Source organism: Sorangium sp. So ce119 (assembly GCF_051524405.1).
GTDB classification, from domain to species: domain Bacteria; phylum Myxococcota_A; class Polyangia; order Polyangiales; family Polyangiaceae; genus Sorangium; species Sorangium cellulosum_G.
Map to the genome: position 1 here is coordinate 592911 of NZ_CP150311.1, position 24058 is coordinate 616968.

Sequence of the window (24058 nt, forward strand, 5' to 3'; positions counted from 1 at the left end):
GGCGATCGCACGCGCGGTCCCCTCGTGTCGAGTCTCCCTGGAACCGCCGGCCTCCTGCGCGGCGGGCGCGGCGGCGTACTGCAGGACCGCCCGGCGCGCCGAGCCGTCCCTGCCGTTGGTCGGATTATCCTAGCGGATCATTCAGGCGTCGCCCGAGAAAGGTCCTACCTCGCAGCGCTTCAGGCATTTCGGGTGTATTGAGCAGGGCGCTCGCCGACACGCCGCCACACGTCAGGCAACCCGGCTCGACCGTACCTGACTCCCCGGGAAGCCACGCCATGCACGGATTCGATCTCGCCTTCGCCTCCCCCCGCAAGCTCCCGCGCGCGCGCGACCTGCGCGGCAACGTCGCCGTGCTCGACATCGCCTTCGCCTCGGAGGCGGGGGGCAAGAGCTTCGAGACGGTCACGCTCCCGCTCATCCAGGAGCTCGGGCCGCGGCTCGCCGCCTGGGTCGACCACCACGACAGCGCCCACCACGCGCGCTTCGCGGGCGACCCCCGGTTCGTCCTGTCGACCAAGGCGGAGCACGGCGCCTGCCCGGAGATGATCACCCCGGAGGTCGTCGCCCGCGCCGGGCGCGTCGACACCCTCGTCTGCCACGTCGACTTCGACGGCCTCGCCAGCGGCGCCAAGTGGATGCGCGGCGGCGTCGAGCCGTACCCCGGCTGCGACGACGACGCGCGCGCCATCGACACCCGCATCGGCGTCCCGGGCCCGGCCGCCACCCGCATGGACCGCGCCCTCCGCGCCCGCCCCCGCGATCAGGCCCTCTTCGGCCTCATCGTCCGGCACCTCGCGTCAGGCCTCTCCGACCCGTCGCTCTGGACCCCCATCGACCAGGCCGGCGCGGAGCTCGCCGCCATGGAGGCCGAGACCCGCCGGATCGCGCTCCGCTACGAGCGCGTCGAGCCGGGCGTGGTCCTCGTCGACGCCTCGCAGCGAGGCGGGTCGTACGACAAGACGCTGCTCCTCCTCATCGGGCAGGAGCGCGCGCCGATCTCGGTCGTCGTCGACAACGACAGCATCACGTTCGCCGCCCGCTTCGACAGCGGGGTGAACTTCCTCGAGACCTTCAAGATCTCCGGCGGCATGCCGACCCGCATCTCCCTCCAGCGCGCCAAGCTCAAGGAGGCGCTCCTGGCGCTCGGGGTCAAGGCGGCGGACGCGAGCCGGCTCGCCACGCCCCCCTGAACGGCCCGCGCCCAACCCGCGACCGCGCCCCTACCCCGGTTCCCTCGGTTTCCACGGCGCCGCCGGATCGTTGACGCTGTCGTCGCCGGCTGCTACGGGGCATTTCAGATTTGCAATTTGCAAGTCTGCAATGGCGGCGTGACCCGAGGCATCACGCCCGCGCCGAGCACGAGGGGTATGGCAGCGACAAACCTGTCTTCGACGTCGAGCAGCGGTGTCGACGAGCTCCTGTTCCGGAACGACGCTGTGTCGCTCTGCCTGCTGGTCAATCGACGGCACCGGACGCTCCGCATCATCGACTTCCGCGCGGGGCCGACCCCATCCAAGCGGAATTTCGTCCTGTCGGCCGCGAAGCGCGAGGGGGTCGAGAAGATCTTCACCCTCGTCGAGCGCGACGAGGTGCCGACGTGGACGCGCCTCGGGTTCGCCCGGGAAGGGTCGATCCCCGGCTTCTACAAGCGCAGCGACGCGTGGATCCTCGGGGCGGTCGTGTCCGAGATGTCGTCGCGGATGCGCGAGCAGGGCGACGACGAGGACGGCGCCGAGGGCGAGGGCCGGGCGGGCTCACCGGCGGTGCTGCTCGCGGAGCGCACGATCGCCCGCGCGCGGCGGCTGCTCCGGGAGAGCGAGGGGCGGCCGCTGCCCGCGATCAAGGTCGCGCCGGCGAGCGGCCCGGAGCTGCGGCGCGCCGTCGCGGCCGCGCAGCGGGCGGGGCGGGCGCTCACGGGCTTCGAGCCGTTCGGGCGCGACGCGGTGCGGACGGGCTACGCGCTGTCCGCGCGCGGCGGCTTCGGCCTCCACGCGGCGTGGGAGATGCAGTCGTGCTTCGGCAACTCGTTCCTGGAGATCCTCTGCTCGCCGCGCCACGAGTCGGAGCGGCTCGCCACCACGGCGGCGGTCGGCGCCCTCTGCGAGCGCCTCGTCCAGGAGAAGGCCGTGAGCACGTTCACCTTCGCCCCCGCGGACGACCAGGAGCTGTGCGCCGCCCTGCTCGCGAACGGCTTCCGCCGCTCGGCCGTGCTGGCGCGCCACCTCGTCGTCGGCCGCGCCCGCAAGGACGCGATCCTCTGGGCGAAGAAGCTCGTGGCGCCCGAGGCCTGAGCCGCGCGCGCGCCACGGCTACGGGCTACGGCGCGAGCGTGACCTCGTAGTCCTCGATGACCGTGTTGGCCAGCATCTCGTCCGCCATCTTCTTCAGCCGCGCCTCGAGATCGGGCGCGCTGCCGAGCGACGGTTCGAGCTCGATCTCGATCAGCTTGCCCACGCGCACGCCCTTGACGCCCGGGAACCCGAGCGAGGTGAGCGCGCGCTTCACGGCGTCGCCCTGCGGATCAAGGACCTCTTTCTTCAATCGGACGGTGACGACGGCTTTCACTGGCTTTGCTCCAAGCGCTCTTCGCGCGACGCTACCACGGGCGCGGCCGCGCCCACCTACACTCCCAGGTTGCGCGGGATGCGCACGGCCGGGTCCTCGAGATCGGGGACGAAGGCCGCGCCGGTGATCCGCTCGAACGCCTCGATGTAACGGCGAGACGCCTCGATCCGGATCTCGTCCGGGATCGGCGGGATCGGCCCGTCGCCCTGGAAGCCCCGCGCGGCGAGCCAGCGGCGCACATACTCCTTGTCGAACGACTCCGGGTCCTCGCCCGCGGCGAAGCGATCGGCGTAGGAGGACGCGAACCAGAAGCGGGACGAGTCGGGGGTGTGGATCTCGTCGATGACGACGATGTTCCCGCTCCGGTCCTTGCCGAACTCGTACTTGGTGTCGACCAGGATGAGCCCCTGGTCCGCGCAGAGGCGCGCGCCGCGCTCGAAGAGCGCGAGCGCGATCTCGGCGGCGGCGTCGAAGTCGCGCGGCGCGATCGTCCCGAGGGCGAGGATCTCGTCGCGCGAGGCGGAGAGGTCGTGGCCGCCCTTCGGCGCCTTGGTGCTCGGGGTCAGGATGGGCCGCGGCAGGCGCTCGTTCTTGCGGAGGCCGTCGGGGAGCCGGTGGCCGCAGAAGACGCGCTCGCCGCGGGCGTAGTGCGTCCAGATGCTCGTCGAGGTCACGCCCGTCACGTAGGCGCGCACCACCATCTCGACCGGCAGCGGCGTGCACTCGATCGCCTCGAGGACGTTCGGGTCGGGCTGCGAGAGCATGTGGTTCGGCGCGACGTCGCGCGTGCGCTCGAACCAGAAGGCCGAGAGCCGGTTCAGCACCTGGCCCTTGAGCGGCAGCGTGCCGAGCACGCGGTCGAAGGCGCTGATGCGGTCGGTGACGACGAGCAGGCGCCGGCCGTCCGGCGTCGTGTAGCAGTCCCGCACCTTGCCCTCGTAGCGGGCGAAGGGGCCCGCGAGCGAGGTGCGTTCGAGCACCCTGCCGAGCGCGGTGCGCAGATCGTCCTCGGTGACCATGGGGCGCGGCTTACCCGGCCTCCGGGGCCGAGTCGACAGGTTTCGAAGGCGCCGGCCGAGTTCCCTCCCCCGCGCCCGGCCCGGGAGCCCCGTTGGTCCCCGGCCGGCGGGGTGGTAAAGGGCCGCGCATGGCCAACCGAAAGAAGATCGCCCTCATTGGCGCCGGGAACATCGGCGGGGAGCTCGCGGCCCTCATCGCGCGCAAGGAGCTCGGGGACGTCGTGCTGTTCGACATCCCCCAGAAAGCCGACTTCGCGAAAGGCAAGGCGCTCGACCTCGAGCAGAACGGCGCCGTCCTCGGCTACGACGCCTCGATCAAGGGGACCTCGAGCTGGGCCGACTGCGCCGGCGCCGACGTCCTCATCGTCACGGCCGGCATCCCGCGCAAGCCGGGCCAGAGCCGCGACGACCTCGTCGCGACGAACCTCCCGATCATCCGCAGCGTGGCGGACGGCGCCAAGGAGCACTGCCCGAACGCGCTCGTGATCGTCATCTCGAACCCGATCGACGCGATGGTGTACGAGTTCAAGCGCCGCACGGGCTTCCCGCGCGAGCGCGTGCTCGGCATGGCGGGCGTGCTCGACAGCGCGCGCTTCCAGCTCTTCCTCGCGCGCGAGGCGAACGTGTCCGTGAAGGACGTGCGCGCGATGGTGCTCGGCGGCCACGGCGACGACATGGTGCCGATCCCGTCGGCGTGCACGATCAACGGCGTGCGCGCGACCGAGCTCGTCAGCAAGGAGAAGCTCGACGCGCTCATCGCGAGGACCCGCAAGGGCGGCGGCGAGATCGTGCAGCTCATGGGGACGAGCGCCTACTACGCGCCCGCCTCGAGCGCCGTCGTGATGGCCGAGAGCTACCTGCTCGACCAGAAGCGGCTGCTCCCCGCCGCCGTCTACCTGGACGGCGAGTACGGCTACAAGGACATCTACATGGGCGTGCCCGTCATCATCGGCGGCAAGGGCGTCGAGAAGATCGTCGAGCTGCCGCTGAGCGCCGAAGAGAAGGAGATGCTCGCGAAGAGCGCGAAGAGCGTCCAGGGCATCACCGACGTGGTCAAGGCCGCGAGCTAGCGCCCCGCCCCGGGTCGTCCCGGGAGCATGAGAAAATGAACCACAGAGGGCACAGAGGGCACAGAGGAGAGAGAGAATAAAAACAAACATCTCCTCTCTGTCTCTCCTCTGTGCCCTCTGTGCCTCTGTGGTTCGTCTCTCCCTCTTCACCTCATCACAGACCCCGCGCAGCTCACTCCGCGGCAGGCGCTATCGAGAGCTCGCGCGGTGAATCGCCGGCAAGATCGCAGGCCGCCGGCAGATCCAGCGCGGCGTCGCTGCCCTCGGCGATGTCGTTGATGCGCTGGCAGATCATGTTCATCATCTGCCACCCCTCGGTGAGCGCGCCGCGGAGCGGGGCGATGTCCAGGCCGGGGAAGCTCTTCAGTAGCTCGTACCCCAGCCTGAAATGATCGGCGTCCAGCTGGGCGTGGATGGCGAAATAGTCCACGTCGGGGAAGACCGCCTGGGCGGCGGTGAGGAGGATGTCGGCGCAGCGCTCGATGACGAAGTGGACGAGCACGGTGCGCTCCTCGGTGGACGCCGAGCCCATCCGCTCGATGAACCAGGACGACGCCGCGGCGATGCCGCGATCCCAGGACGGCGAGCGCGACGGGCCGCGCATCCGCGCGAGCCGGCGGTTGTGCCCGACCTCGTCGGCCAGGTGGCGCTCGGCGATCGCGCTGGCCGCCGGGTGCGACTCGAACACGACCCTGGCGCAGAGCACCTTCTGGAACGCGTCGGACCAGATCTGGAGCGCGCCGAGCATCCGCCGCTTCACCTCGTCGCCGCGCGCGCGCTCGGACCGGAGCAGCTGCATCAGGGGGCTGCCGGCGAACTCCCGCGCATGGGCCTCGTTCTCCTCGAGGAGGCGATCCAGCGCGGCTCCGCCCGAAGGGCCCTCGACCTGGCCGCCCGGCGCGGGCGTCGCGCACAGGCACGGCGTGTCCCAGCGGGCGCCCTCTCCCTCGAAATGAATGGATATCGCGGAGAGCCCGCCTGGCGCTCCGCCCACGAGCCCGCGCAGCCCGCCGGGAGGGACGAGCACGACGTCTCCCGCCTGGATATCCCGGGGTGATTCCCCGATGACCTCGCCGGAGCCGTCGGTGACGACGAGCATGCCTCTCGTCGGGAGCTCACGAGTCGTGAACGGCTGTTCCGGCCCGAGGCGTATCCACCTCAAGGACAGGCGACAAGCTTCTGGCAGGAAAGCCGAGAGCTCCGCGTGCTTCCGGAAATCCTTGAAAAGCCCCAGCAGAGTGCGCTCATCCGTCTTGAGGTACTCGATCGCGGGGATGCCGGCTGTATTGATCACGCGCATCTACATCGTCCTCTGCGTCGACGTTGTGGTGCGGTGACTCTGCACGGCACGACTGGCCGTGTCCAGACGACTCACGGGGAAGGCACCAGAATGCCAGAGGCCTAGAGAAGGACGAGAGCCTGAAGTTTCCTCGCGGCGCCGCCGCGCGATGGGGCAGAATGCGGGCGTGAGCCAGCCGCTGCTCGTACCCACCATCCGGCGCGCCGTCGAGGCGGACCTGCCGGCGGTCGTCCACCTCTTCTCGATCCCCGACGAGGGCAACGTGAAGACAGACCACCCCGGTCCGCCGCTCGATCCGCGCTACCGCGAGGCGCTCGCGGCCATCGCCGAGGATCCGGACAACGCGCTGCTCGTCGCGGAGGTCGAGGGGCGCGTGGCGGGCGCATTCCACCTGACCATCATCCAGTACGTGGCCAACCACGGAGGGCGGGTGGCGCAGGTCGAGAACGTGATCGTGGACCCGAGCCTGCGCAGCCGCGGGATCGGCGAGGCGATGATGCGCTGGGCCATCGACGAGGCGCGGCGGCGGGGGTGCTTCCGCGTGCAGCTCACCTCGAACAAGACGCGGCTGCGCGCGCACCGCTTCTACGAGCGGCTCGGCTTCGTGGCGAGCCACCAGGGGATGAAGCTGAAGCTGTAGGCGGAGTCGAGGCGTCGTCCACGCAGATCCGCGCAAGCGCGATAGGCAAGCGCCGGCCGCGCTGTGTACCCTCGGCGCAGGAGGCTCGAACGTGGCCACTGCGAAGAAGACGACGGCGAAGGGGACGACCACGAAGGCCGCTGGCTCCGTGAAGGCCAGGGCGACGAAGGCGGCGCCTGCGACGAAGGGCGCGAAGCCCGCGGCCGCGACGAAGGGCGCGAAGCCCGCGGCCGCGACGAAGGCGAAGCCGAAGACGGGCGCCGGCGCCGCGCAGGCGACGAGAGGCGCAGTCGCCAGAGGCGACGCCGGCGTCTTCGAGGCGCTGCGGAGCATCCTCCAGCGGCGCGCGCGCGACCTCGTGGTCGTGCACGACACGCCCGACAACTACTACCTCGACACGCGCACGAAAGCGCCGAACGGGAAGCCGCTGTTCTTCGGCGCGGCGCGGGCGGGCCGGGCCTATACGAGCTTCTACCTCATGCCGGTCTACGCGCACCCCGAGCTGCTCGGCGACGTGAGCCCGGAGCTCAAGAAGCGCATGCAGGGCAAGTCGTGCTTCAACTTCAAGACGAGCGAGCCCGCGCTGTTCGCCGAGCTCGAGACGCTCACCGGGCGCTGCTTCGAGCGGTGGAAGGCCAGCGGCCAGATCTGAGCGGCGGGGCCGCGCCGGTCGCCGGGGACGCCCTCGCGCAGAGCGCGCCCGCTCACGCGCCAGCTCAGAGGAGCGGCTCCCCCTCGGGACCGAGCAGCGACAGCGGGAACACCGGCGCCCCCGCCAGCACGTCGCGGCAGAGCGGCTCGACGTCGGGGCCGCGCAGCGGCAGGGCCCTGAGCTCCTTCAGCGTGACCCAGCGCGCCTCGAGCGAGTGCTCGTCCGGCTCGCGCTTGGGCGGCGTGTCGTCGGCGGGGCGCGCGAGGAAGATCACCCGCAAGCGCGCCTGCAGCGAGCTCGGGCTGTGCTCGATGCGCAGGATGCCTTGCAGCTTCACGGGGACGCCCGTCTCCTCGAGCGCCTCGCGGCGCGCCGCCTCCGCGAACGTCTCGCCGGGCTCGGCCCGGCCCGCGGGCAGGTACCAGAGCTGGTCGTGCTTGCGCTCGTGCACCAGGAGGAAGCGGTCGCCGAGCTTCACCAGCACCACGGCGAAGCACCAGGTCGGGATGGGAGAGCGGGACATGATGAATCCGGCCCACAGCTTACCCTGGAGCGCGCGGGAGGGAGCCCAGGATGCGCGCGCTCGCGCCCGGGCGGCCCAGCGCACGGCGGCGGGGCTGAGGTGCCGGCCCGACGCGCTGGTCGGTGTTGCGCCGCCCGGGTGAGGAGCGAGGCGGGCAGGTCGTCGAGCGTGCTACCGTGACCACGCCGGTTCCGGCGTACAGAAGCGAGGTTCCATTGCTGTACATCCAGGAGAGCATCCGTATCGAGGCGCCGATCGAGATCGCGTGGGCGTGGATGAGCGATCTCGATCGCCTGATGAAGGTGAACGACTTCCACGTGGCGATGCGCTTCGAGACCGACCAGCGCCGGGGCAAGGGGACGTGCGTGATCATCGAGCACTCGTTCTTCGGGAGCGCCCCGGAGCCGCGCGGCGCGCGGGTGACCCACTGGGAGGAGGGGACCGGGATCGGCTGGGTCGAGACCGATCTCGAGGCGCCGAGGAGCAATTTCCCGCACTCCTCCCAGTACCGCCTGAAGCCGCTGCCCGGCGGCGCGACGCTCCTCTCCGACGAGCTGCGCGGCTCGCTCAACCTCCGCTTCCTGGGGAAGGTCGCCGACAGGCTGATGCAGGACGTGTTCGCGTCGAGGATCGTCCGGCGCGAGTGCGTCTATCTGAAGGAGCATATCGAGGCGTTCGCGGCCGGCTGGAAGGCGGCGCGCGCGGCGGCCTAGCGGCGCGCGGGGCGCGGGGCGCGGGGCGCGGACATTTCATCCCGTGCGTCACCGCGTCGCATGCGCCCGGCGCGGCGGCGCGCTACGTTCGGGCCCGCCCGCATGAGATGGTCGTCGATCCTCGCCGCCCTGCCCCTGCTCGTGGCCGCGTGCAAGCGGCCCGCTCCCGCCGACGAGGGCGTCGCGCTCTCGCCCCGGGCCGAGCAGGGCAAGGCCCTGTTCTCCACCCACTGCGCGGCGTGCCATGCCCCGTCCACCAAGCTGGTCGGCCCCCCGCTCACCGAGATGGCGAGCCTGTATGCGACGGATCCCGAGGGCATCGTCCGCTGGGCCGTGACCCCCGGTCGCAAGCGCACCGACGTGCCCCCGATGCCGAGTTTCCGGGGCATGCGCACGTCGGATCTCGCGGACGTGGCGCAGTACATCATCGAGGCCGGCACCGCGGCCGGGAAGCAGAAACCATGATCTATTCCATCGTTCTCGTATTGCACTCGTGGCTGCGCTGGGCCGTCCTGCTGCTCGGGCTGGCGGCGCTGGTGCGGTCGGCCCGGGGCTGGGCCCAGCGCGCGCCGCGGACCGAGACCGATCGCAAGCTCGGCGCCGCGTTCGTCGGCTCGCTCGACGCCCAGCTCCTCCTCGGCGTCCTGCTCTACGTCGTGCTCAGCCCGATCACGCCGAGCTCTCTGGCCGCGCTGAAGGCCTCCATGCCCGTCGCCGCGCTGCGCTTCTTCGCCGTCGAGCACGCCTTCGGCATGATCCTGGCGGTGGTGATCGCCCACGTCGCCTCCGCGCGGGCGAAGCGCGCCGCGGATCCCACGACGCAGCACCGGCGCATGGCGCTCGGCGTCCTGTTCGCGCTGCTCGTCGTCCTCGCCGCCATCCCCTGGCCGTTCCTGCCCCACGGTCGCCCGCTGTTCCGGCTGCCCTGAGAGGCCGCCAGGCGTCGCCGGCGCCGCGCGACTTCCGCCTGAGCCACACCGCTCGCCAACAACGCGCCGTCCCCGCTTCACGGACGCCACGCGCGTCCGCTCAGGTCGTCACGGCTGCTCCCGTGAACGCAGCGGAGACGCTTGACTCCTGTGCTCGTGGGCGTTCCATGGATCGATGCAGCTCGTCGCGCATCTCGAACGCTGGTGGCTCCCGCTCGCGATCCTGCTCCCGGCGGTGGCGGGCTCCGGTTGCGCCGTCGGTGAGGGCGACGCCGCGCCGCCGGAGCTGGCCTCTGCAGCGGCGCGCGTGGGCGCGAGCGGTGAAGCCCTGCGGACCCGTCCGATCTGGGCTCCTGCAGGGTCGATGATCTCCGGCCGCCATCTGCACACCGCGACGCTGCTCGCGGACGGCAAGGTGCTCGTGACGGGGGGACGAGGCGCGGATATCGACTGGCGTTACTGGGCGAGCGCGGAGCTGTACAGCCCGGCGACCAACACCTGGACGGCGGCTGCCTCGATGAGCGCCGCCCGCTTCGAGCACGCCGCGGCGCGCCTCAAGAACGGCAAGGTCCTTGTCACAGGCGGCGACGACGCCCTCGAGCAGGCGCAGGCGAGCGCGGAGCTGTACGATCCGGCGACCGACACCTGGACGGCGGTGAGCCCGATGGTCGTCGCCCGTTCCGGCCACACCGCGACGCAGCTCCTGAACGGCAAGGTCCTGGTGGTGGGCGGTGGCAACGGCACGGAGCTGTACGATCCGGCGACGGACACCTGGACGATCGATCACGCGACGGGCGTCGGCCGCGACCTTCATAGCGTGACGGTGCTCCGGGACGGGATGGTCATGGTGCTGAGCGAGGGCTTGTACCCGCGGATCTACGATCCGGCGACGAACACATGGAGGACGGGGCGCTCGATGCGCGATCCACGCGAGGGGCACGCGGCGGCGCTGCTTCCCAGCGGCAAGGTCCTTGTGACGGGCGGCATCAACGAGCGCACGGGCCGCTACTTCAGCAGCGCGCTGGTCTACGATCCGGTGGCCGAAACGTGGACGGACGCAGGCTCGATGAGCCATGGCCGCGCCTGGCACACGGCCACGCGGCTTCCGGGCGGCAAGGTCCTCGTGGTGGGCAGCTATGACGGCCTCGAAGAGGAGGGCTCCCCTGCCCTGGCGAGCACCGACCTGTACGATCCGGAGACGAACACCTGGACAGACGCAGGCTCGATGAGCACCACCGCCTACTGGCACACAGCGACGCGGCTCTCGACCGGTCAGGTCCTCGTGGCAGGAGGCAGCAGCTACGAGGCCGTGAGGGTCTGGCCGACCGCGGAGGTCTACACGCCGGGGCCGATGGGCAGCCCCTGAGCCGGGCCTCGGTCGTCGATCATGGCCAGCGCAGGTTGCGCAGCGTCGCCTCGTGCGCGGCCGTCCGATCGTGGAGCGCCTCGACCGGGGGCGGCGCAGCCGGCGCGCGACATGACACGTCGGCCTGGACTCAGGCGTCTTCCGCCGGTGCCACGCCGCTCGCGGGCGGCGTGCCGGCGGACGGCAGCGAGATGAGGGGCTCGCCGTCGGGGAGGCGAAGGGGGCGCGGCAGATAGGGGTCGAGCTCGCCGGGCTCGAAGCGGCAGAGGCCGATCACGTGCCAGAAGGACCCGGCGATGTCACCGCCGAACCGGTAACGGCCGTCGGGGGTGAAGGCGGCCCAGCCCTCGGGGCAGGGCAGCAGGATGGCGAGGCAGCCGCCGGTGGCCACGTGCCAGAGGCGGAGGGTGCCATCGGTGGAGGCAGAGGCGAGGAGCGTGCCGTCAGGGCTGAAGGCGACGCTCTGCACAGAAGCCTTGTGGCCCTCGAGAGCGCGGAGGGCTCGCCCGCTTCCCGCCTCCCACAACCTCACGCTCCGATCATCGGACCCCGAGGCCAGCGTTCGACCATCCGGGCTGAACGCTACGCTCCTTACCCAGTTGCCATGGCCCTCGAAGACGCGAAGGACTCGCCCGCTTTCGACGTTCCATAACCTGATGGTCCTGTCTCCCGATCCCGAGGCCAGCGTCCGTCCGCCGCGGCTGAACGCCACGCTCGTCACCGCATCGCCGTGGCCCTCGAAAACGCGGAGGTTTTGCCCGCTCTCGACGTCCCACAATCTCACGCTCCTGTCACCCGCTCCTGAAGCCAGCTTCCGGCCATCGGGGCTGTACGCCACGACCATCACGGCACTGCCATGGCCCTTGATGACGCGGCCATCTTGCCTGCGTTCCACCTTCCACCACCACACGATCCCGTCACCTGCTCCCGACGCCAGCGTTCGGCCATCGGGGCTGAATGCAACGCTCGTCGCGCCGCTGCTGTGGCCATCGAAGACGTGGAGGACCCGGCCGCTCTCCACGCTCCACAACCTCACCGTCTTGTCGCCCGAGCCCGAGGCCAGCGTTCGCCCGTCGGGGCTGAACACAACGCTCCTCACCCAACCGTCGTGTCCTTCGAAGACGCGGAGGGATCGACCGCTCTCGACCTCCCACAACCTCACTGTCCCGTCAGCCGCCCCCGACGCCAGCGTTCGCCCATCGGGGCTGAATGCGACGTTCATCACCCTGGTGCCATGGCCCTCGAAGATGCGGAAGACACGCCCGCTCTCGACCTCCCACAGCCGCACGGTCCCGTCCCCCGCAGCCGAGGCCAGCGCGCGATCATCGACACTGAACGCCACGCTCGCCACCCACGCGGAATGGTTATCGAAGACGCGGAGAGCTCGCCCGCTCTCGACCTCCCACAACCTCACATTCGTGTCCTCTGACCCCGAGGCCAGCGTCCGCCCATCGGCGCTGAACGCCACGCTCGTCACCCTGGCGCCATGCCACTCGAAGACGCGGAGGACTCGACCGCTCTCGACCTCCCACAACCTCACGGTCCTGTCACCCGCACCCGAGGCCAGCGTTCGCCCATCGGGGCTGAACACAGCGCTGATCACGCCGTTGCCATGTCCCGCAAAGGCGCGGAGAGCTCGCCCGGTTCCGGCCTCCCACAACCTCACGGTCTTGTCATAAGACCCGGAGGCCAGCGTTCGTCCATCGGGGCTGAACACAACGCTCGTCACGCCCTTCCCATGGCCGGCGAAGGCGCCGAGAGCTCGACCGCTCTCGACTTCCCACAACCTCACGATCCTGTCATAAGACCCAGAGACCAGCGTTCGTCCATCGGGGCTGAACGCAACGGACATCACTCTGCCGTCATGCCCCTCAAAAGTGCGGAGGGCTCGACCGCTCTCGACCTCCCACAACCTCACGGTCCTGTCATCCGACCCCGAAGCCAGCGTTCGGCCATCGGCGCTGAGCGCGACGCTGTTCACCGGGCCGAGGTGTCCGTACATTCCCCGGATCGCTTGACCCGAGACCGCATCCCAGAGCCGGACTGAGCCGTCATGATGGCCCGTGGCGAGGAGATCTCCCGACGGATTCCAGGCCACCGCATTGCACGCTGAAGCCAGCATCCACATCAGGTCAGCGCTGGAAGGCCGAGGTGGTGCCGCCCCCTCAGCCGCGTGCGGCGCAATGGCCACCCCCCGAGCGCCGACCAGCTTGGTGCCGCGGAGCACCGCGCCCTCGAGTTCCACGCCGGTCAGGTCGGCGCCCGCGAGACGGGCGAACGACAGGTCTGCGCCCCGGAGATCGGCGCCGATCAGCGAGGCGCCGCGCAGATCCGCCCGCCCGAGCCGTGCGGAGACGAGCGAGGCGCCGCCCAGCCTGGCGTCGACGAGCGTGGCATTCGTGAGGTTCGCCTTCGTGAGGTCGGCCTTGCGCAGGTCCGCGTGGTTGAGGTTCTGCCCGCTCAGGTCCTGCCCGGCCAGCTCGGCGCCCTCCACCCCATCGTTCTCGTCCTCCCCGGCTACCGCTCCCTCCTCGCCCTTCGCCAGCCACCGCGCAATCCGCAGCCCGTTGTCCTTCGCGTGCCCCTCGGCCGCCCCGTGCAGCACCCGCGCCGACCACGCCGCCGCTCGCTCGCGCCCCGCGAGCGACACGAAGAAGTCCACCATCAGCTCGCTCATCTCATCGGCCGCGAGCGCCGCGCTGTCGCCCGTCCCCTTCACTTCCCGCGCCGCCGCCTCGGCTACGAGCCACTCCAGCACCGACCGGTGCACGAACGAGAACGCCCCCTCCGCGTCCCGCACGAGCAGCGATCCCGAGCCGATCAGGAACTCGACCATCGCCCGCTCCAGCGGCGGCCCGTCCGCCGGCTGCACGCCCTTCACGAGGCTCTCCGGCAGGTCGGCGATCCCGACCGCGCGCACCCGCCGGTCCCAGAGCAGGCGTGCGAGCTCGGTCATCGCCCCCCGGAGCGCCCCGCGCGAGATCCCGCGCGGCGCCCCCCGCGGGTTGGCGCGGTGGTGCTCGTGGTCGAGCCACTGATCCACGAGCAGCTCGTACAGCTTGGCCGCGGTGATCTCCCCCGTCCCCTCCCGGGCCTCGAGGAGCTTTTTCTCCTCGATCCTCGAGATGAACCCCAGCATCCGCGGGTTCTCCGAGAGTCCGAGCAGATCCCTGACCTCGTGGAGCAACCGGTACCGCGCCTCGGCCTCCGCGGGGTCGGGGATCAGGTTGCCCAGAAATCGCCGGATCTGCTTCTCCCCGAACCCCTGGAGCCGCACGAGCCGGTAGCCCTGCACCTGCTCGGCCCGCCGCGCGAGCTCCTGCTTGATCTGCCGGTCGTCCAGGAAATGCTGCGTCCGGCTGGTCACCACCACCTTCGCGATGCCCTCGGTCGCCTGCACCACCGTCTCGAAGTGCTCGAGCACCCGGTCGTACGTCAGCCGCAAGGCGAGCTCGTCGAAGCCGTCGAAGAGCAGCGCGATACGGCCCTCGGCCAGCATGTAGCTGAAGGCGCGCGGGTCGACCGGCTCGTCCGCGAGCGCGAAGTGCTGCGCCACGAGCACGCTGAGCGAGCGCTGCTTCTCGAGCCGGCTCATCTCGATGAGCACCGGCACGAGCGGGTGCTTGTCCCGCGCCATCCGGCGCGCGAGCTCGTGCAGGAGGAACGTCTTGCCCGCGCCGAAGTCGCCGAGCACCAGCACGAAGCGCCGGCGGGGCGCGTCCAGCAGCTCCCACAGCGACGCGAGCGCGCTCTCGGTCTCGCTCTTTTCATGGTCGCCAAGGCTCACCACCGCCGGCTGCTCCACGTAGAGCCACGGCGGGTAGATCGGGTCCGCCTCGAGCCGGTCCGTCTGCCGCGCGAGGTACCGGTCGAAATCGATGAGCCCCTGGTACTCGGAGAAGCTCTTCAGCGCGACGCCGCGGCGCCACGCGCGCTGGGCCAGCTCCGGCGGCGCCTGTGGGCCCGCGTGGATCAGCGTCGAACGCAGCAGCGGATCTTGCTGCCGGAACCGGCGCTCGACGTCGGTCACGTAGCGCGCGACGAGCTCCTCCGTGATCGGCTGGTCCAGGGCGCCGATCACCCGCATGTCGACGAGCGAGCCGTCGCGCGCCGCCACCTCGAGCACGCCGGCGAACGGCGGCGGCGCGCTGTGCCGCGTCACCGTCGCGCCCGGCGCGCGCAGCAGCGCCACGCGCTCGATGCGCTGCAGGAAGCCGTCGTGCCGGTCCTCGAACGCGCGCTCGCCGCGCTCGCCACAGTCGCCATCCTCCGCGCGGCGCACGACGATCTCTGCCGGCGCGCCGCGATCCGAGCGCTCGCTCTCGGGCCGGGGCGCCGGATCGAGGTGCTCCTGCAGGAACGCGAGCAGCACCGCCGCCGACGCGCGGCACGCGAACGCGCGGAAGCCGTCGTCCTTGGCGAGGTCCGCGTGATCGCTCACCGCCTTGATGAAGATCGACCGCTTCTGACAGCGCGCCGCGAGATCGCCGATCGCCGCGCCCTCCATGTCCAGGCCCAGCGTGCCACGCACCACGCGCTGGAGATCGCCCCAGACGCCGGGGTCCTGCGTCACCGCCGTCACCGTGGCGATCGCCCCGACGTGCACGCGCAACGGCGGATCCGCCGGCGGCCCGTCCGGGTGGAGCAGCCGCTCCTCCAGCGCCCTCTCCCGCCCGGCGTCCGTGAGGCGCAGCGCGCCGCCCTTCGTCGCGGCGAGCCCGTCCTTCACGGCCTCCTTGAGCCGCGCCGTCCACCCCGGACAGGCGCGCCGCCGGTCCGGGTGCGCCACCGGCGGCGGGCCGCCCTCGGTCTCGTGCGCGTGGAGCGCCTCGAGGAGCCACCGCTGCTGGGCCTCCCGCGAGGGCGGGCGCTCGCGGGAGAGCGCGGCGAGGTCGAGCTCGCGCGCGAGGAAGGCCGCGTCCATCTTCCACGTGGCCGCGAGATCGAAGGTGCGCAGGTCGTGGAGGAGCTCCGCGCCCTCGCCCCGCGGCGCGACGCGCTTGCCCTGATCGAAGCCGTAGAGCCGATCGGCCACGATCACGTCGCCGAGCGCCACCTTGCCCGGATCGCCCGCGCAGATGCCGCACATCGCGAGGCACGCGGGGTCGAGCTCGGTCAGGAGCTGCTGCCCTCGGATCGCCGCCGTGCGCTCCCCCGCCTCGCCGATCCACGCCGCGGCCACCGCGAGCGGCCCGCCCTGCGCGCTTGAAAATGTGCGCCTGTAGTAGCGGAAGCCGCCGAGATCCCGCTGGGCGCGCCACCCCTCTGCGCCGCCGCCCTGCACGAGCACGCCCTCGAGCTCGTCCTGCAGCGCCGTGACCACCAGCACGTCGATCGGCCCGCCGTGGGGCTCGACGCCCGCGCCTCCCCTGCCCTCGTCCCGCGCCTCCGCTGCGTCGTCCTGCGCCTTCACCACGCCAGACATGGTGCGGCCGGAGCGAGATGCGCCGCAATAGACCGCGACGCACGCGCTCCAGGCCAGGTCGGCACGAGCGCCCGACCTCGCACGGTTCCAGCCGGCTGCCGGACAGGGTACGGTGAGCCCACCTTGACCGGGAGAATGGCACCGTGAGCGACGTCGACTTCGCCTTCGCGTGGGAGGGCGCCTCGGAGGGGGCCGGGCCCTGGCGACACCTGCAGGTCGTCGAGCTCCGGGGCAGCGAGGCGATCTCGAGCCTCTACCGCTACGAGCTGGTGCTGGTCGCCCACGAGCCGGCCCCCGGGGTGGACCCGGAAGAGCTCATCGGGACGCGGGCGACCCTGCGCGTGACAACGCGCTCCGAGCCGGCCTACCGCGCGGTGCACGGGATCATCACCGAGGCAGAGGAGATCGGGCCGATCTACGACGGCATGCTCTACCGCGTCGTGCTCTCGCCGCCGCTCGCGCGGTCGATGCACCGCACCCGGTGCAGGATCTTCCTCGAGAAGACGACGCGCCAGATCATCGACGCCGTGCTCCAGGGCGACCCGTCGCTGCGCCGCGACGACGGCGCCACGGCCCAGCCCGACACGGGCGACGCGCTCACCTTCCAGCCGGCGCGGGAGCTCTACGCGTGGCGCGTGACGGACCCCACGCGCATCGACGACGTGGCCACGCGGCCCTACTGCGTGCAGTACAACGAGAGCGACCTCGCGTTCGTCTCGCGGCTGCTCGAGGAGGAGGGCATCAGCTACCACTTCGAGCACGGCGACGGAGCGTGCCTCCTCGTCCTCACCGACACGGACGGCGGCCGGGCCCGCCTCGCCCCGTTCGCGCCGCTCGGCCCGGGGGTGCTCGGCCGCGAGATCGCGACGATGAAGCTCGGGGCGCGCCTCCGCCCGAGGAAGGTGTCGCTTGTCGACTACAACTGGAAGAAGCCCGCGCTCGACATGGCCGTGTCCACGTCGGGTCAGCCGGACGGCGAGGACCTCGTCGACCACGAGTACCCGGGGCGCTACCCCGACACGCCCGACCAGGGGCGGCCGCTCGCCCAGGCGAAGCTCGATCGGCTGAGCGTGGAGGCGAGCTACGCGGTCGGCGAGGGCACGGCGCGGGTGCTCGGCGCGGGGAGCGTGTTCGCGCTGGATCACCCGGCGTCGCGGTACGACGGCGAGTACCTGGTGACCCGCGTGGAGTCGCGCGGCGAGCAGCAGGGCGCGCTGCCGCCGGAGCTCGCGGCGCGCTTCGCGCTGCAGGGCGTGCCGTTCACGGCGCGGTTCGAGTGCGCGCGCCGCGGCAAGAACGGGAGCGTCGCCGAGTCGCGGTTCCGGCCCGCGCGCGTGACGCCGAAGCCGCGCGTGCAGGGCACGCAGACGGCGTTCGTCACCGCGGAGCCGACCGCGCAGGGCGCCGAGATCCACGTGGGCGGCCCGCCCGGCGCGGAGATCGGCTGCGTGCGCGTCAAGTTCCACTGGGACAAGGACGGCGAGCGGCTCGCGAAGGAGCCGTCGTCGTGCTGGGTGCGCGTGAACCAGGTGTTCGCCGGGGTCGGCGAGGGCGCGGTGTTCCACCCGCGGGTCGGCGTGGAGGCGATCGTCGACTTCGAGGAGGGCGATCCGGACCGGCCGATCGTGGTGGGCCGCGTCTACAACGGCCAGAACCGCCCGCCGGGCGGCGCGCCCACCGTGAGCACCTTCAAGACGATGACGAGCCCCGGCGGCGGCACCCACAACGAGCTGCGCTTCGACGACACCGCCGGCAGCCAGCAGATCCTGCTGCACACGCCGATGAACTGGAACAGCGAGGTCGGCAACGACAGGAGCGAGCAGGTCGCGTCGAACAGCGGCTCTTCCGTGGGGAGCAACCGCAACGAGTCGACCGGCGCGAACCGGAGCACCATGGTCGGCGGGAACAACTCGGAGATCATCGGCGCCAACGAGTCGACCACGGTGGGCGCCAACCAGAACGTCACCATCGGCGCCAACCAGACGCTCAGCGTCGCGGCGAACCAGACCCTCACCGTGACCGGTAACCAGAGCGCGAGCATCACCGGCAACCAGGACGAGAAGGTCACCGGGAACCGCACGGGCGACGTCACCGGCAACGACAAGCTCACCGTCACCGGCACCCAGGACGTCGCCGTGACCGGGGCGCAGACGACGGCGTACCTGGCGACCCACGAGCTGAGCGTCGCCGCGAGCCAGAAGATCAACGTCGGCGGGGAGCAGACCGTGGCGGCGACCGGGCCTCAGGGGCTGAAGTCCTCGGCGAGCCAGAAGATCGAGGCGCCGTCGCAGGAGATCAAGGCCGACGGGGTGCAGGCGCTCAAGTCGACGACCCTCGCCGTGAACGCGTCGAGCACCATGACGGTCGACACCTCGCTCTTCCAGGTGAACGGGTCGACGCTGGAGCTGAAGGGCGGCCAGATCCTGATCAAGGGCGGCCAGGTGGTCATCGAGGACGGCGAGATCGCGATCAAGGGCGGGAAGGTCACCGTGAACGGCTCGCCGATCGAGATGGATGGGGGCGGCATGGTCCAGGTGACCGCGGGGGTCATCAAGCTGAACTGACGGCCGCGATGCGCTTCTCGAACGACACGCCCCTGCCCGCGGCGATGATCCCGAACGCGGAGCAGGACGACCGGGTGACGGCGATCTTCCTGGCCGCGATCACCTACCGGATCGCGCGCGGTCGGCTCGCCCTGGCGGCCGCGCAGCGGCCGCTCCTGCTCGACCCGGAGCTGCCGTACCCGCACGACGGCATGCTCCAGAAGAGCGTCGCCTCGGTGTGCGCGACGGGCTTCGTGTACCCGAGAGAGACGCGCGCCCGCGAGGCCACGGCGGTCCTGCGGGTCGGCGAGCGCGACGCGGGGATCGTGGCGTACGGTCATCGCGTCTGGCAGCGCTCGCTCGCCGGCGGGCTCGCGCCGAGCGCGCCGCTCCCGTTCGACCGGGTCGAGATGAGCTGGCGGAACGCCTTCGGCGGCGTCGTGAAGGAGCCGGCGCGGGTGGTGCGGCTCGACGACGACGACGGCGGGGGCGAGGCGTTCGTGCCGGAGCACGAGAGCGGGTATCCACACAACTTCGAGGGCAAGGGGTTCGCTGTCGACGCGGCGCGCGCTGTCGATCAGCCGCTGCCGCAGCTCGAGCACCCGGAGCAGCTCATCCGGCGCTGGGACGACCGGCCCGAGCCGGTGTGCTTCGCTCCATACCCGCTCTGGGGCGGCCTGCGCGCGGTGCACGTGTGGCACGACCAGCAGTTCGATCCGGGCGGCGCGAGCAAGCTCGCGAGCAGGGCGGCGCCGCGGACGACGTTCGACGCGATCGCGCCCGGCACGCGCATCGCGCTCGGCGGGATGCGGCCCGGCGGGGAGGCGCTCATCTTCGAGGCGCCGCCGCCGCCCGTGGCGGTGACGGTGACCGTGGGCGGCTCATCCGAGCGGCTCTTGCCGGCGCTCGACGCGGTCGACATCGACGCGGAGGCCGCCGAGGTGCGGCTGCTCTGGCGGGCGAGCGTGAGCTACGGCCTGGTGCAGTTCGAGCGCCGGCGGGCGCGGCTCGAGGCGACCGAGGGCTTCCCGGTCGAATGAGCGAGGCGACCGAGAGCTTCCCGGTCGGGTGAGGAGGAGCGGACGTGGCGCACAACTTCCACGACATCAACGGCTGGTTGCTCGTGGGCCTCGAGATGCACCAGGGGTTCCACATCTTCCCGCCCGCGCCGATGAAGTTCTTGAAGCTGGTGCTGCTGCACCCGTTCACGCTGGGGGACAGGCAGCAGCCGACGGTGCTCTTCAACGGCGTGCCCTCGGTGACGCACCAGCACGAGCCCAAGTTCCTCTGGCCGCACCTCGGGATCGTCCCCGATCCGCTGGACGCGCTGACGCCGCTGCACATCCTCTTCGGCTCGCACAAGTGCTGGCTGCCGCGGGGCGCGGTGGAGATCTGCGGGGAGAAGGCGACCTGCTGCGTGATCGGCGGGCCCATCTCGCTGAACGCGGACTGCTGGGACATCGGCAGGTGGCCGAGCTCGCTGGTGCTCAACCCGGGGACGGTGCAGACGACGCCGACCTTCGGCGACTTCGTGATGGGCGCGGTGACGCTGGCGATCGATCTGGTGCTCGACCTGCTCTTCGAGGGGGCGGCCAAGCTCGCGGGCGGGCTGCTGCTGAAGCTCGGCGGCAAGGTGCTGAAGCCGCTCTTCAAGAAGGCGAAGGACCTCGTCGGCAAGGGGCTGAAGGCGGCGACGAAGCAGATGGGGAGGGCCGGGAAGGCCCTCGCGAAGGGGGCGCGCGCGCTCAAGGGCAAGGCGGCGTCGGCGCTGAAGAACGCGAAATGCTTCTTCACCGGACACCCGGTCGACGCCACCTCGGGGGCCGTCGTCGACAGCAAGGTGGACATCTCGCTGCCCGGCGCGATCCCGCTGGTCTGGGAGCGTCATTATTCGTCGGCCCGCGCGCTCGATCGGACGTCGCTCGGGCGCGGCGGGTGGGTGCACAGCCTCGAGCAATGGATCGCGTCGGATGAGGAGGGGATCTCGCTCCGGGACGAGCAGGGGCGCGACATCTACTTTCCCCGCGTCGGCGCGGGGGAGAGCGCGTTCCACCGGCCGGACCGGCTGACGCTGCGCGCCGAGCAGGGCGGCGGCTTCTCGGTCTACAGCCATGCATCGCGCCTCACGCGCCATTATGCGCCGGTCACGCCGCCGGGCAGAGCGCTGCTCCGCTCGATCACGGACCCCCACGGCAACGCGATCACGCTGGAGTACACAGGAGAGCGGCTCCACCGCGTCGTCGACACGGCGGGCCGCGAGGTCCGCGTCAAGGCGACCCACGGCGGCCGCATCGCGCGCCTCGAGGTCTGGGCCGAGGGCATCCTCGAGCAGTGGGTCGACTACGCCTATACGAAGATGGGTGAGCTCTCGAGCGCGGCGGACGCGCTCGGGCACGCCGAGCAGTACGGCTACGACGAGGACCACCGGATGGTGAAGACCACGCTGAAGAACGGCGTGAGCTTCCATTACGCCTATGACCCCGAGACCGGCCGGTGCAAGAGGACCTGGGGCGACGACGGGCTGCACACGGTCGAGCTCCGGGTCGACCTGGAGCAGCGGATCACCTGGTTGACCGGCAACGAGGAGCCGCGGGTCCTGCGCTGGAACGAGGACGGGATCGTCGTGCGCGAGGAGACGCCGGACGGGATCGTCCTCAGGACGTGCGAGGTCGATGCCGATCAGTACGTCACCGCCGAGGCGAACGGGGCCGGCGAGACGACGAGATACGAACACGACGCGCGGGGCAACAAGGTCCGGGAGATCGATCCGGCCGGGAATGTGACCCAGTGGGAGTACGACGGCGATGTACCGGCCCTGCGCGTCGGCCCGCACGGGCTCACGACGGCGTACGAGCATGACGCCAGCGGCTCGCTGACCGGCGTCGTGTATCCATCGAAGCAGCGCTATTCGCTGAGCTACGATGAGCGCGGCCACCTGCGCGCGATCCGGGGCGATGAGGGGGAGCTCGCGTCGTTCGTGGTCGACGGCAGGCACCGGGTCGTCGAGGAGATCGACGCGCGCGGCGCGAGGACGGTGTACGTCCACGATCGGCTGGGACGCGCCGTCTCGCGGACGGACGCGATCGGCAGGACGACCAGGGTGACCTATGATCGACTCGGCCGGCCGCTGGGCGTGCAGCATCCCGATGGAACCGCGACGCAGACGGCCTACGACGCGCTCGGCAACGTGCGCCGCGTCGTCGACGCCGCGGGGCAAACCACGGAGATGGAGCACGCCGGGACGGGCGTGATCACCCGGTTCAAGCAGCCCGACGGGCGCGCGTGGTCGTTCAAGTACACCGCGCGGGAGAAGCTCCAGCGCATCACGAACCCGAGACAGGAAGCCTACGAGTTCGCGTACGACACCGCAGGGAGGGTGACGGAGGAGAGGACCTTCGACGGGCGCGTGCTCGGATACCGCTACTCGGCCGGCGGGCGCCTCGCCCGGATCGACTACCCGGACGGGAGCTTCCGGTCGTTCTCTCACGATCCGCTCGGCAACGTCGTCCGAGAGGACGGGACAGACGGGTCGATCCTGTTCGAGCGCGACGCCACCGGGCGGCTGCTCGGCGCGGCGGTGGAGCACGGCGGAGAGCGCGTCGCGACGCGCTTCGAGCGAGACGGGCTCGGGCTGGTCGTGTCGGAGACGCAGGGCGGCGGGACGCTGCGCTACGGGTACGACGCGCGCGGGCGCCGCACGCAGCGCGTCATGCCCGGCGGGGCGACGACGCGGTATGCGTACGACGCGCTGAACGATCTCGTCCGCGTGGAGCACGACGGCCATGGGCTCGCCGTCGAGCGAGACGCGCTCGGTCGGGAGAGGGCGCGGGGGGACGCGGAGGGGCGCTTCTCGATCCGGAGCGAGTACGACGCGATGGATCGCATCGTCGAGCAGCGCGTCGATGCCCGCGCGCCCGGAGGAGGCGCGCCCACGGCAGCGGTGCAGCGACGCTGGCAGTACGACCTCCTGGGCCGCGTCAGCCGCGTGGAGGACGGCCGCTGGGGAGCGACGTCCTACAGCCATGATGAGATCGGGCAGCTCGTCGAGGCCCGGCGTGGATCACACCGCGAGGTCTTCGAGTACGACGCCGCCGGCGCGGTGTCGATGATGCTGGAGGGCCTCGAGCAGAGCGCGCCCGACGCGCAGGCCGCAGCCTGGGAGATCGCGCCGGGGGACAGGCTCCTTCACACCGCCCGGGCGCGGTATGCCTACGACAGGCGGGGGCGGCGGATCGCCAAGGTGGAGCCGGGAGATGGGCCGGAGTCCAGGCGGACCGAGTATGCATGGGACTGCCGGGATCGCTTGCGCGAGGTGCGGTTGCCCTCCGGCGAGCGGGTCGTCTTCACCTACGACGCCTTCGGGCGACGGACGCGGAAGGAGCTCTTCGACGCCCACGGCGACCTGCGGCGCGAGGTCCGCTTCCTGTGGGATGGGGACGTGCTCGCGGCGGACATCGACGGCCAGCATGGCTCCCGCTGCTTCGTTCATGCTCCGGGGACGTTCGTTCCGCTGCTCCAGGCGGAGCAGGGGGAGGTGTTCAGCTACCTCAACGATCACGTCGGCGTGCCCAAGGAGCTGCTCGACGCGAGCGGGCGGGTGGCCTGGTCGGCGGCGCACTCGGCCTGGGGCCGGGAGACCGAGGCGTTCCACGGTACGGGGCGCGAGCGCTCGACCGGCCGCGCGGTGGCGTCGCCGTTCCGCCTCCAGGGTCAGTATGCGGACGACGAGACGGGGCTTTGCCTCACGAGGTTCCGGTACTTCGACCCGGAGGTGGGAAGGTGGTGCAGCCCGGATCCGCTGGGCCTCGCCGGCGGAGGTGACCAGTTCGGCTTCAACGCGGCGCCGACCTGGGCTGTCGACACGCTGGGGCTGAACCCGACCCCCGAGCAGATCGATCACGCCGTGAAGAACATTCCTGGGCTCACGGAAGAGCAGGCGCGCTTGATCATGACCGAATCCTTCAAGCGCAACTCGTCCGCGGTCTTCGGCGGGAGCAGGATACGCGGCAATTTCAGGCCGGACAGCGACCTTGACGTGGGCTTCGGCGGGCTCTCCAAGGCCCAGGCAGGCAAGGTGATCGACAAGGCCAACGAGCTGGGCCCGCTGAGCATCGAGACGACGCGCATCGTCCCGGGGAACGCGACCAACAACATCCCCGTCATCGAGAGCCCGGAGGAGTTCTTCATGCGAGAGGGCGTCCGCTCGGACCCGGGCCGCGTCGGGGAGCGGTTCGTCCCGTCCGGGTACATCGCCTATCATCCCGACGGCCGCGTCGTGGACGGCAGGATCACGTGCTGATGCTGGAGGAG

17 protein-coding genes are annotated in these 24058 nt (G+C 71.2%); 12 read left to right on the forward strand and 5 right to left on the reverse strand.

Annotated elements, in window-relative coordinates; genetic code table 11:
• Positions 1-278: 278 nt before the first annotated feature.
• Together WME76_RS46595 and WME76_RS46600 are read left to right on the forward strand one after the other, a co-directional pair.
• A complete protein-coding gene (locus tag WME76_RS46595) occupies positions 279-1193 on the forward strand; it encodes a hypothetical protein (protein ID WP_437962664.1) in 915 nt (304 codons plus the stop codon).
• Between the two features lie 177 nt (positions 1194-1370).
• The gene (locus WME76_RS46600; RefSeq protein ID WP_437962665.1) at positions 1371-2294 is read left to right on the forward strand and encodes a hypothetical protein; all 924 of its coding nucleotides are present in this window, start codon (positions 1371-1373) and stop codon (positions 2292-2294) included.
• 25 nt (positions 2295-2319) lie between these two features.
• Here the strand turns inward: WME76_RS46600 and purS are convergent, their stop codons facing one another.
• On the reverse strand, positions 2320-2568 hold the full coding sequence (gene purS / locus WME76_RS46605; RefSeq protein ID WP_437962666.1) for a phosphoribosylformylglycinamidine synthase subunit PurS: 249 nt from the start codon (positions 2566-2568) through the stop codon (positions 2320-2322).
• A 56-nt stretch (positions 2569-2624) separates the two neighbouring features.
• Positions 2625-3587, reverse strand: coding sequence for a phosphoribosylaminoimidazolesuccinocarboxamide synthase (locus WME76_RS46610; RefSeq protein ID WP_437962667.1), 963 nt, complete (start codon positions 3585-3587; stop codon positions 2625-2627).
• 128 nt (positions 3588-3715) lie between these two features.
• Between WME76_RS46610 and mdh the strand changes: the two genes are divergently transcribed.
• The gene (gene mdh, locus WME76_RS46615; protein ID WP_437962668.1) at positions 3716-4657 is read left to right on the forward strand and encodes a malate dehydrogenase; all 942 of its coding nucleotides are present in this window, start codon (positions 3716-3718) and stop codon (positions 4655-4657) included.
• A gap of 172 nt (positions 4658-4829) precedes the next feature.
• Here the strand turns inward: mdh and WME76_RS46620 are convergent, their stop codons facing one another.
• Positions 4830-5756, reverse strand: coding sequence for a hypothetical protein (locus tag WME76_RS46620; protein ID WP_437962669.1), 927 nt, complete (start codon positions 5754-5756; stop codon positions 4830-4832).
• A gap of 367 nt (positions 5757-6123) precedes the next feature.
• Between WME76_RS46620 and WME76_RS46625 the strand changes: the two genes are divergently transcribed.
• Entirely contained in the window at positions 6124-6597 is a 474-nt protein-coding gene (locus tag WME76_RS46625; protein WP_437962670.1) for an N-acetyltransferase family protein, read from the forward strand.
• Between the two features lie 91 nt (positions 6598-6688).
• The gene (locus WME76_RS46630) at positions 6689-7249 is read left to right on the forward strand and encodes a hypothetical protein (protein ID WP_437962671.1); all 561 of its coding nucleotides are present in this window, start codon (positions 6689-6691) and stop codon (positions 7247-7249) included.
• Positions 7250-7313: 64 nt separating this feature from the next.
• Here WME76_RS46630 and WME76_RS46635 read toward each other — a convergent pair whose 3' ends face one another.
• Positions 7314-7772 carry an NUDIX domain-containing protein gene (locus WME76_RS46635; RefSeq protein ID WP_437289211.1) on the reverse strand — a complete coding sequence of 153 codons (459 nt, stop codon included), beginning with the start codon at positions 7770-7772 and terminating at the stop codon, positions 7314-7316.
• Between the two features lie 176 nt (positions 7773-7948).
• Here WME76_RS46635 and WME76_RS46640 point away from each other — a divergent pair, with 176 nt between their 5' ends.
• The 4 genes from WME76_RS46640 (at position 7949) to WME76_RS46655 (ending at position 10780) form a co-directional block, all read left to right on the forward strand.
• Positions 7949-8485 (forward strand): SRPBCC family protein, encoded by a 537-nt coding sequence (locus WME76_RS46640; RefSeq protein WP_437962672.1) that lies wholly within the window; start codon positions 7949-7951, stop codon positions 8483-8485.
• Positions 8486-8587: 102 nt separating this feature from the next.
• Positions 8588-8950 (forward strand): c-type cytochrome, encoded by a 363-nt coding sequence (locus WME76_RS46645; protein ID WP_437962673.1) that lies wholly within the window; start codon positions 8588-8590, stop codon positions 8948-8950.
• Complete coding sequence (locus WME76_RS46650; protein WP_437962674.1) at positions 8947-9414, forward strand: hypothetical protein; 468 nt, start codon at positions 8947-8949, stop codon at positions 9412-9414. The genes WME76_RS46645 and WME76_RS46650 overlap by 4 nt, the downstream gene beginning before the upstream one ends.
• A 175-nt stretch (positions 9415-9589) precedes the next feature.
• Positions 9590-10780, forward strand: coding sequence for a Kelch repeat-containing protein (locus WME76_RS46655; protein WP_437962675.1), 1191 nt, complete (start codon positions 9590-9592; stop codon positions 10778-10780).
• A gap of 130 nt (positions 10781-10910) precedes the next feature.
• Here the strand turns inward: WME76_RS46655 and WME76_RS46660 are convergent, their stop codons facing one another.
• The gene (locus WME76_RS46660) at positions 10911-16196 is read right to left on the reverse strand and encodes a pentapeptide repeat-containing protein (RefSeq protein WP_437962676.1); all 5286 of its coding nucleotides are present in this window, start codon (positions 16194-16196) and stop codon (positions 10911-10913) included.
• A gap of 152 nt (positions 16197-16348) precedes the next feature.
• Here WME76_RS46660 and WME76_RS46665 point away from each other — a divergent pair, with 152 nt between their 5' ends.
• From WME76_RS46665 to WME76_RS46675, 3 genes are read left to right on the forward strand one after another with little or no spacing between them, the layout of a single operon-like run.
• Positions 16349-18769, forward strand: coding sequence for a type VI secretion system Vgr family protein (locus tag WME76_RS46665; protein WP_437962677.1), 2421 nt, complete (start codon positions 16349-16351; stop codon positions 18767-18769).
• Between the two features lie 8 nt (positions 18770-18777).
• Entirely contained in the window at positions 18778-19788 is a 1011-nt protein-coding gene (locus WME76_RS46670; protein ID WP_437962678.1) for a DUF2169 domain-containing protein, read from the forward strand.
• 44 nt (positions 19789-19832) lie between these two features.
• On the forward strand, positions 19833-24047 hold the full coding sequence (locus WME76_RS46675) for a DUF6531 domain-containing protein (RefSeq protein ID WP_437962679.1): 4215 nt from the start codon (positions 19833-19835) through the stop codon (positions 24045-24047).
• Positions 24048-24058: the final 11 nt, after the last annotated feature.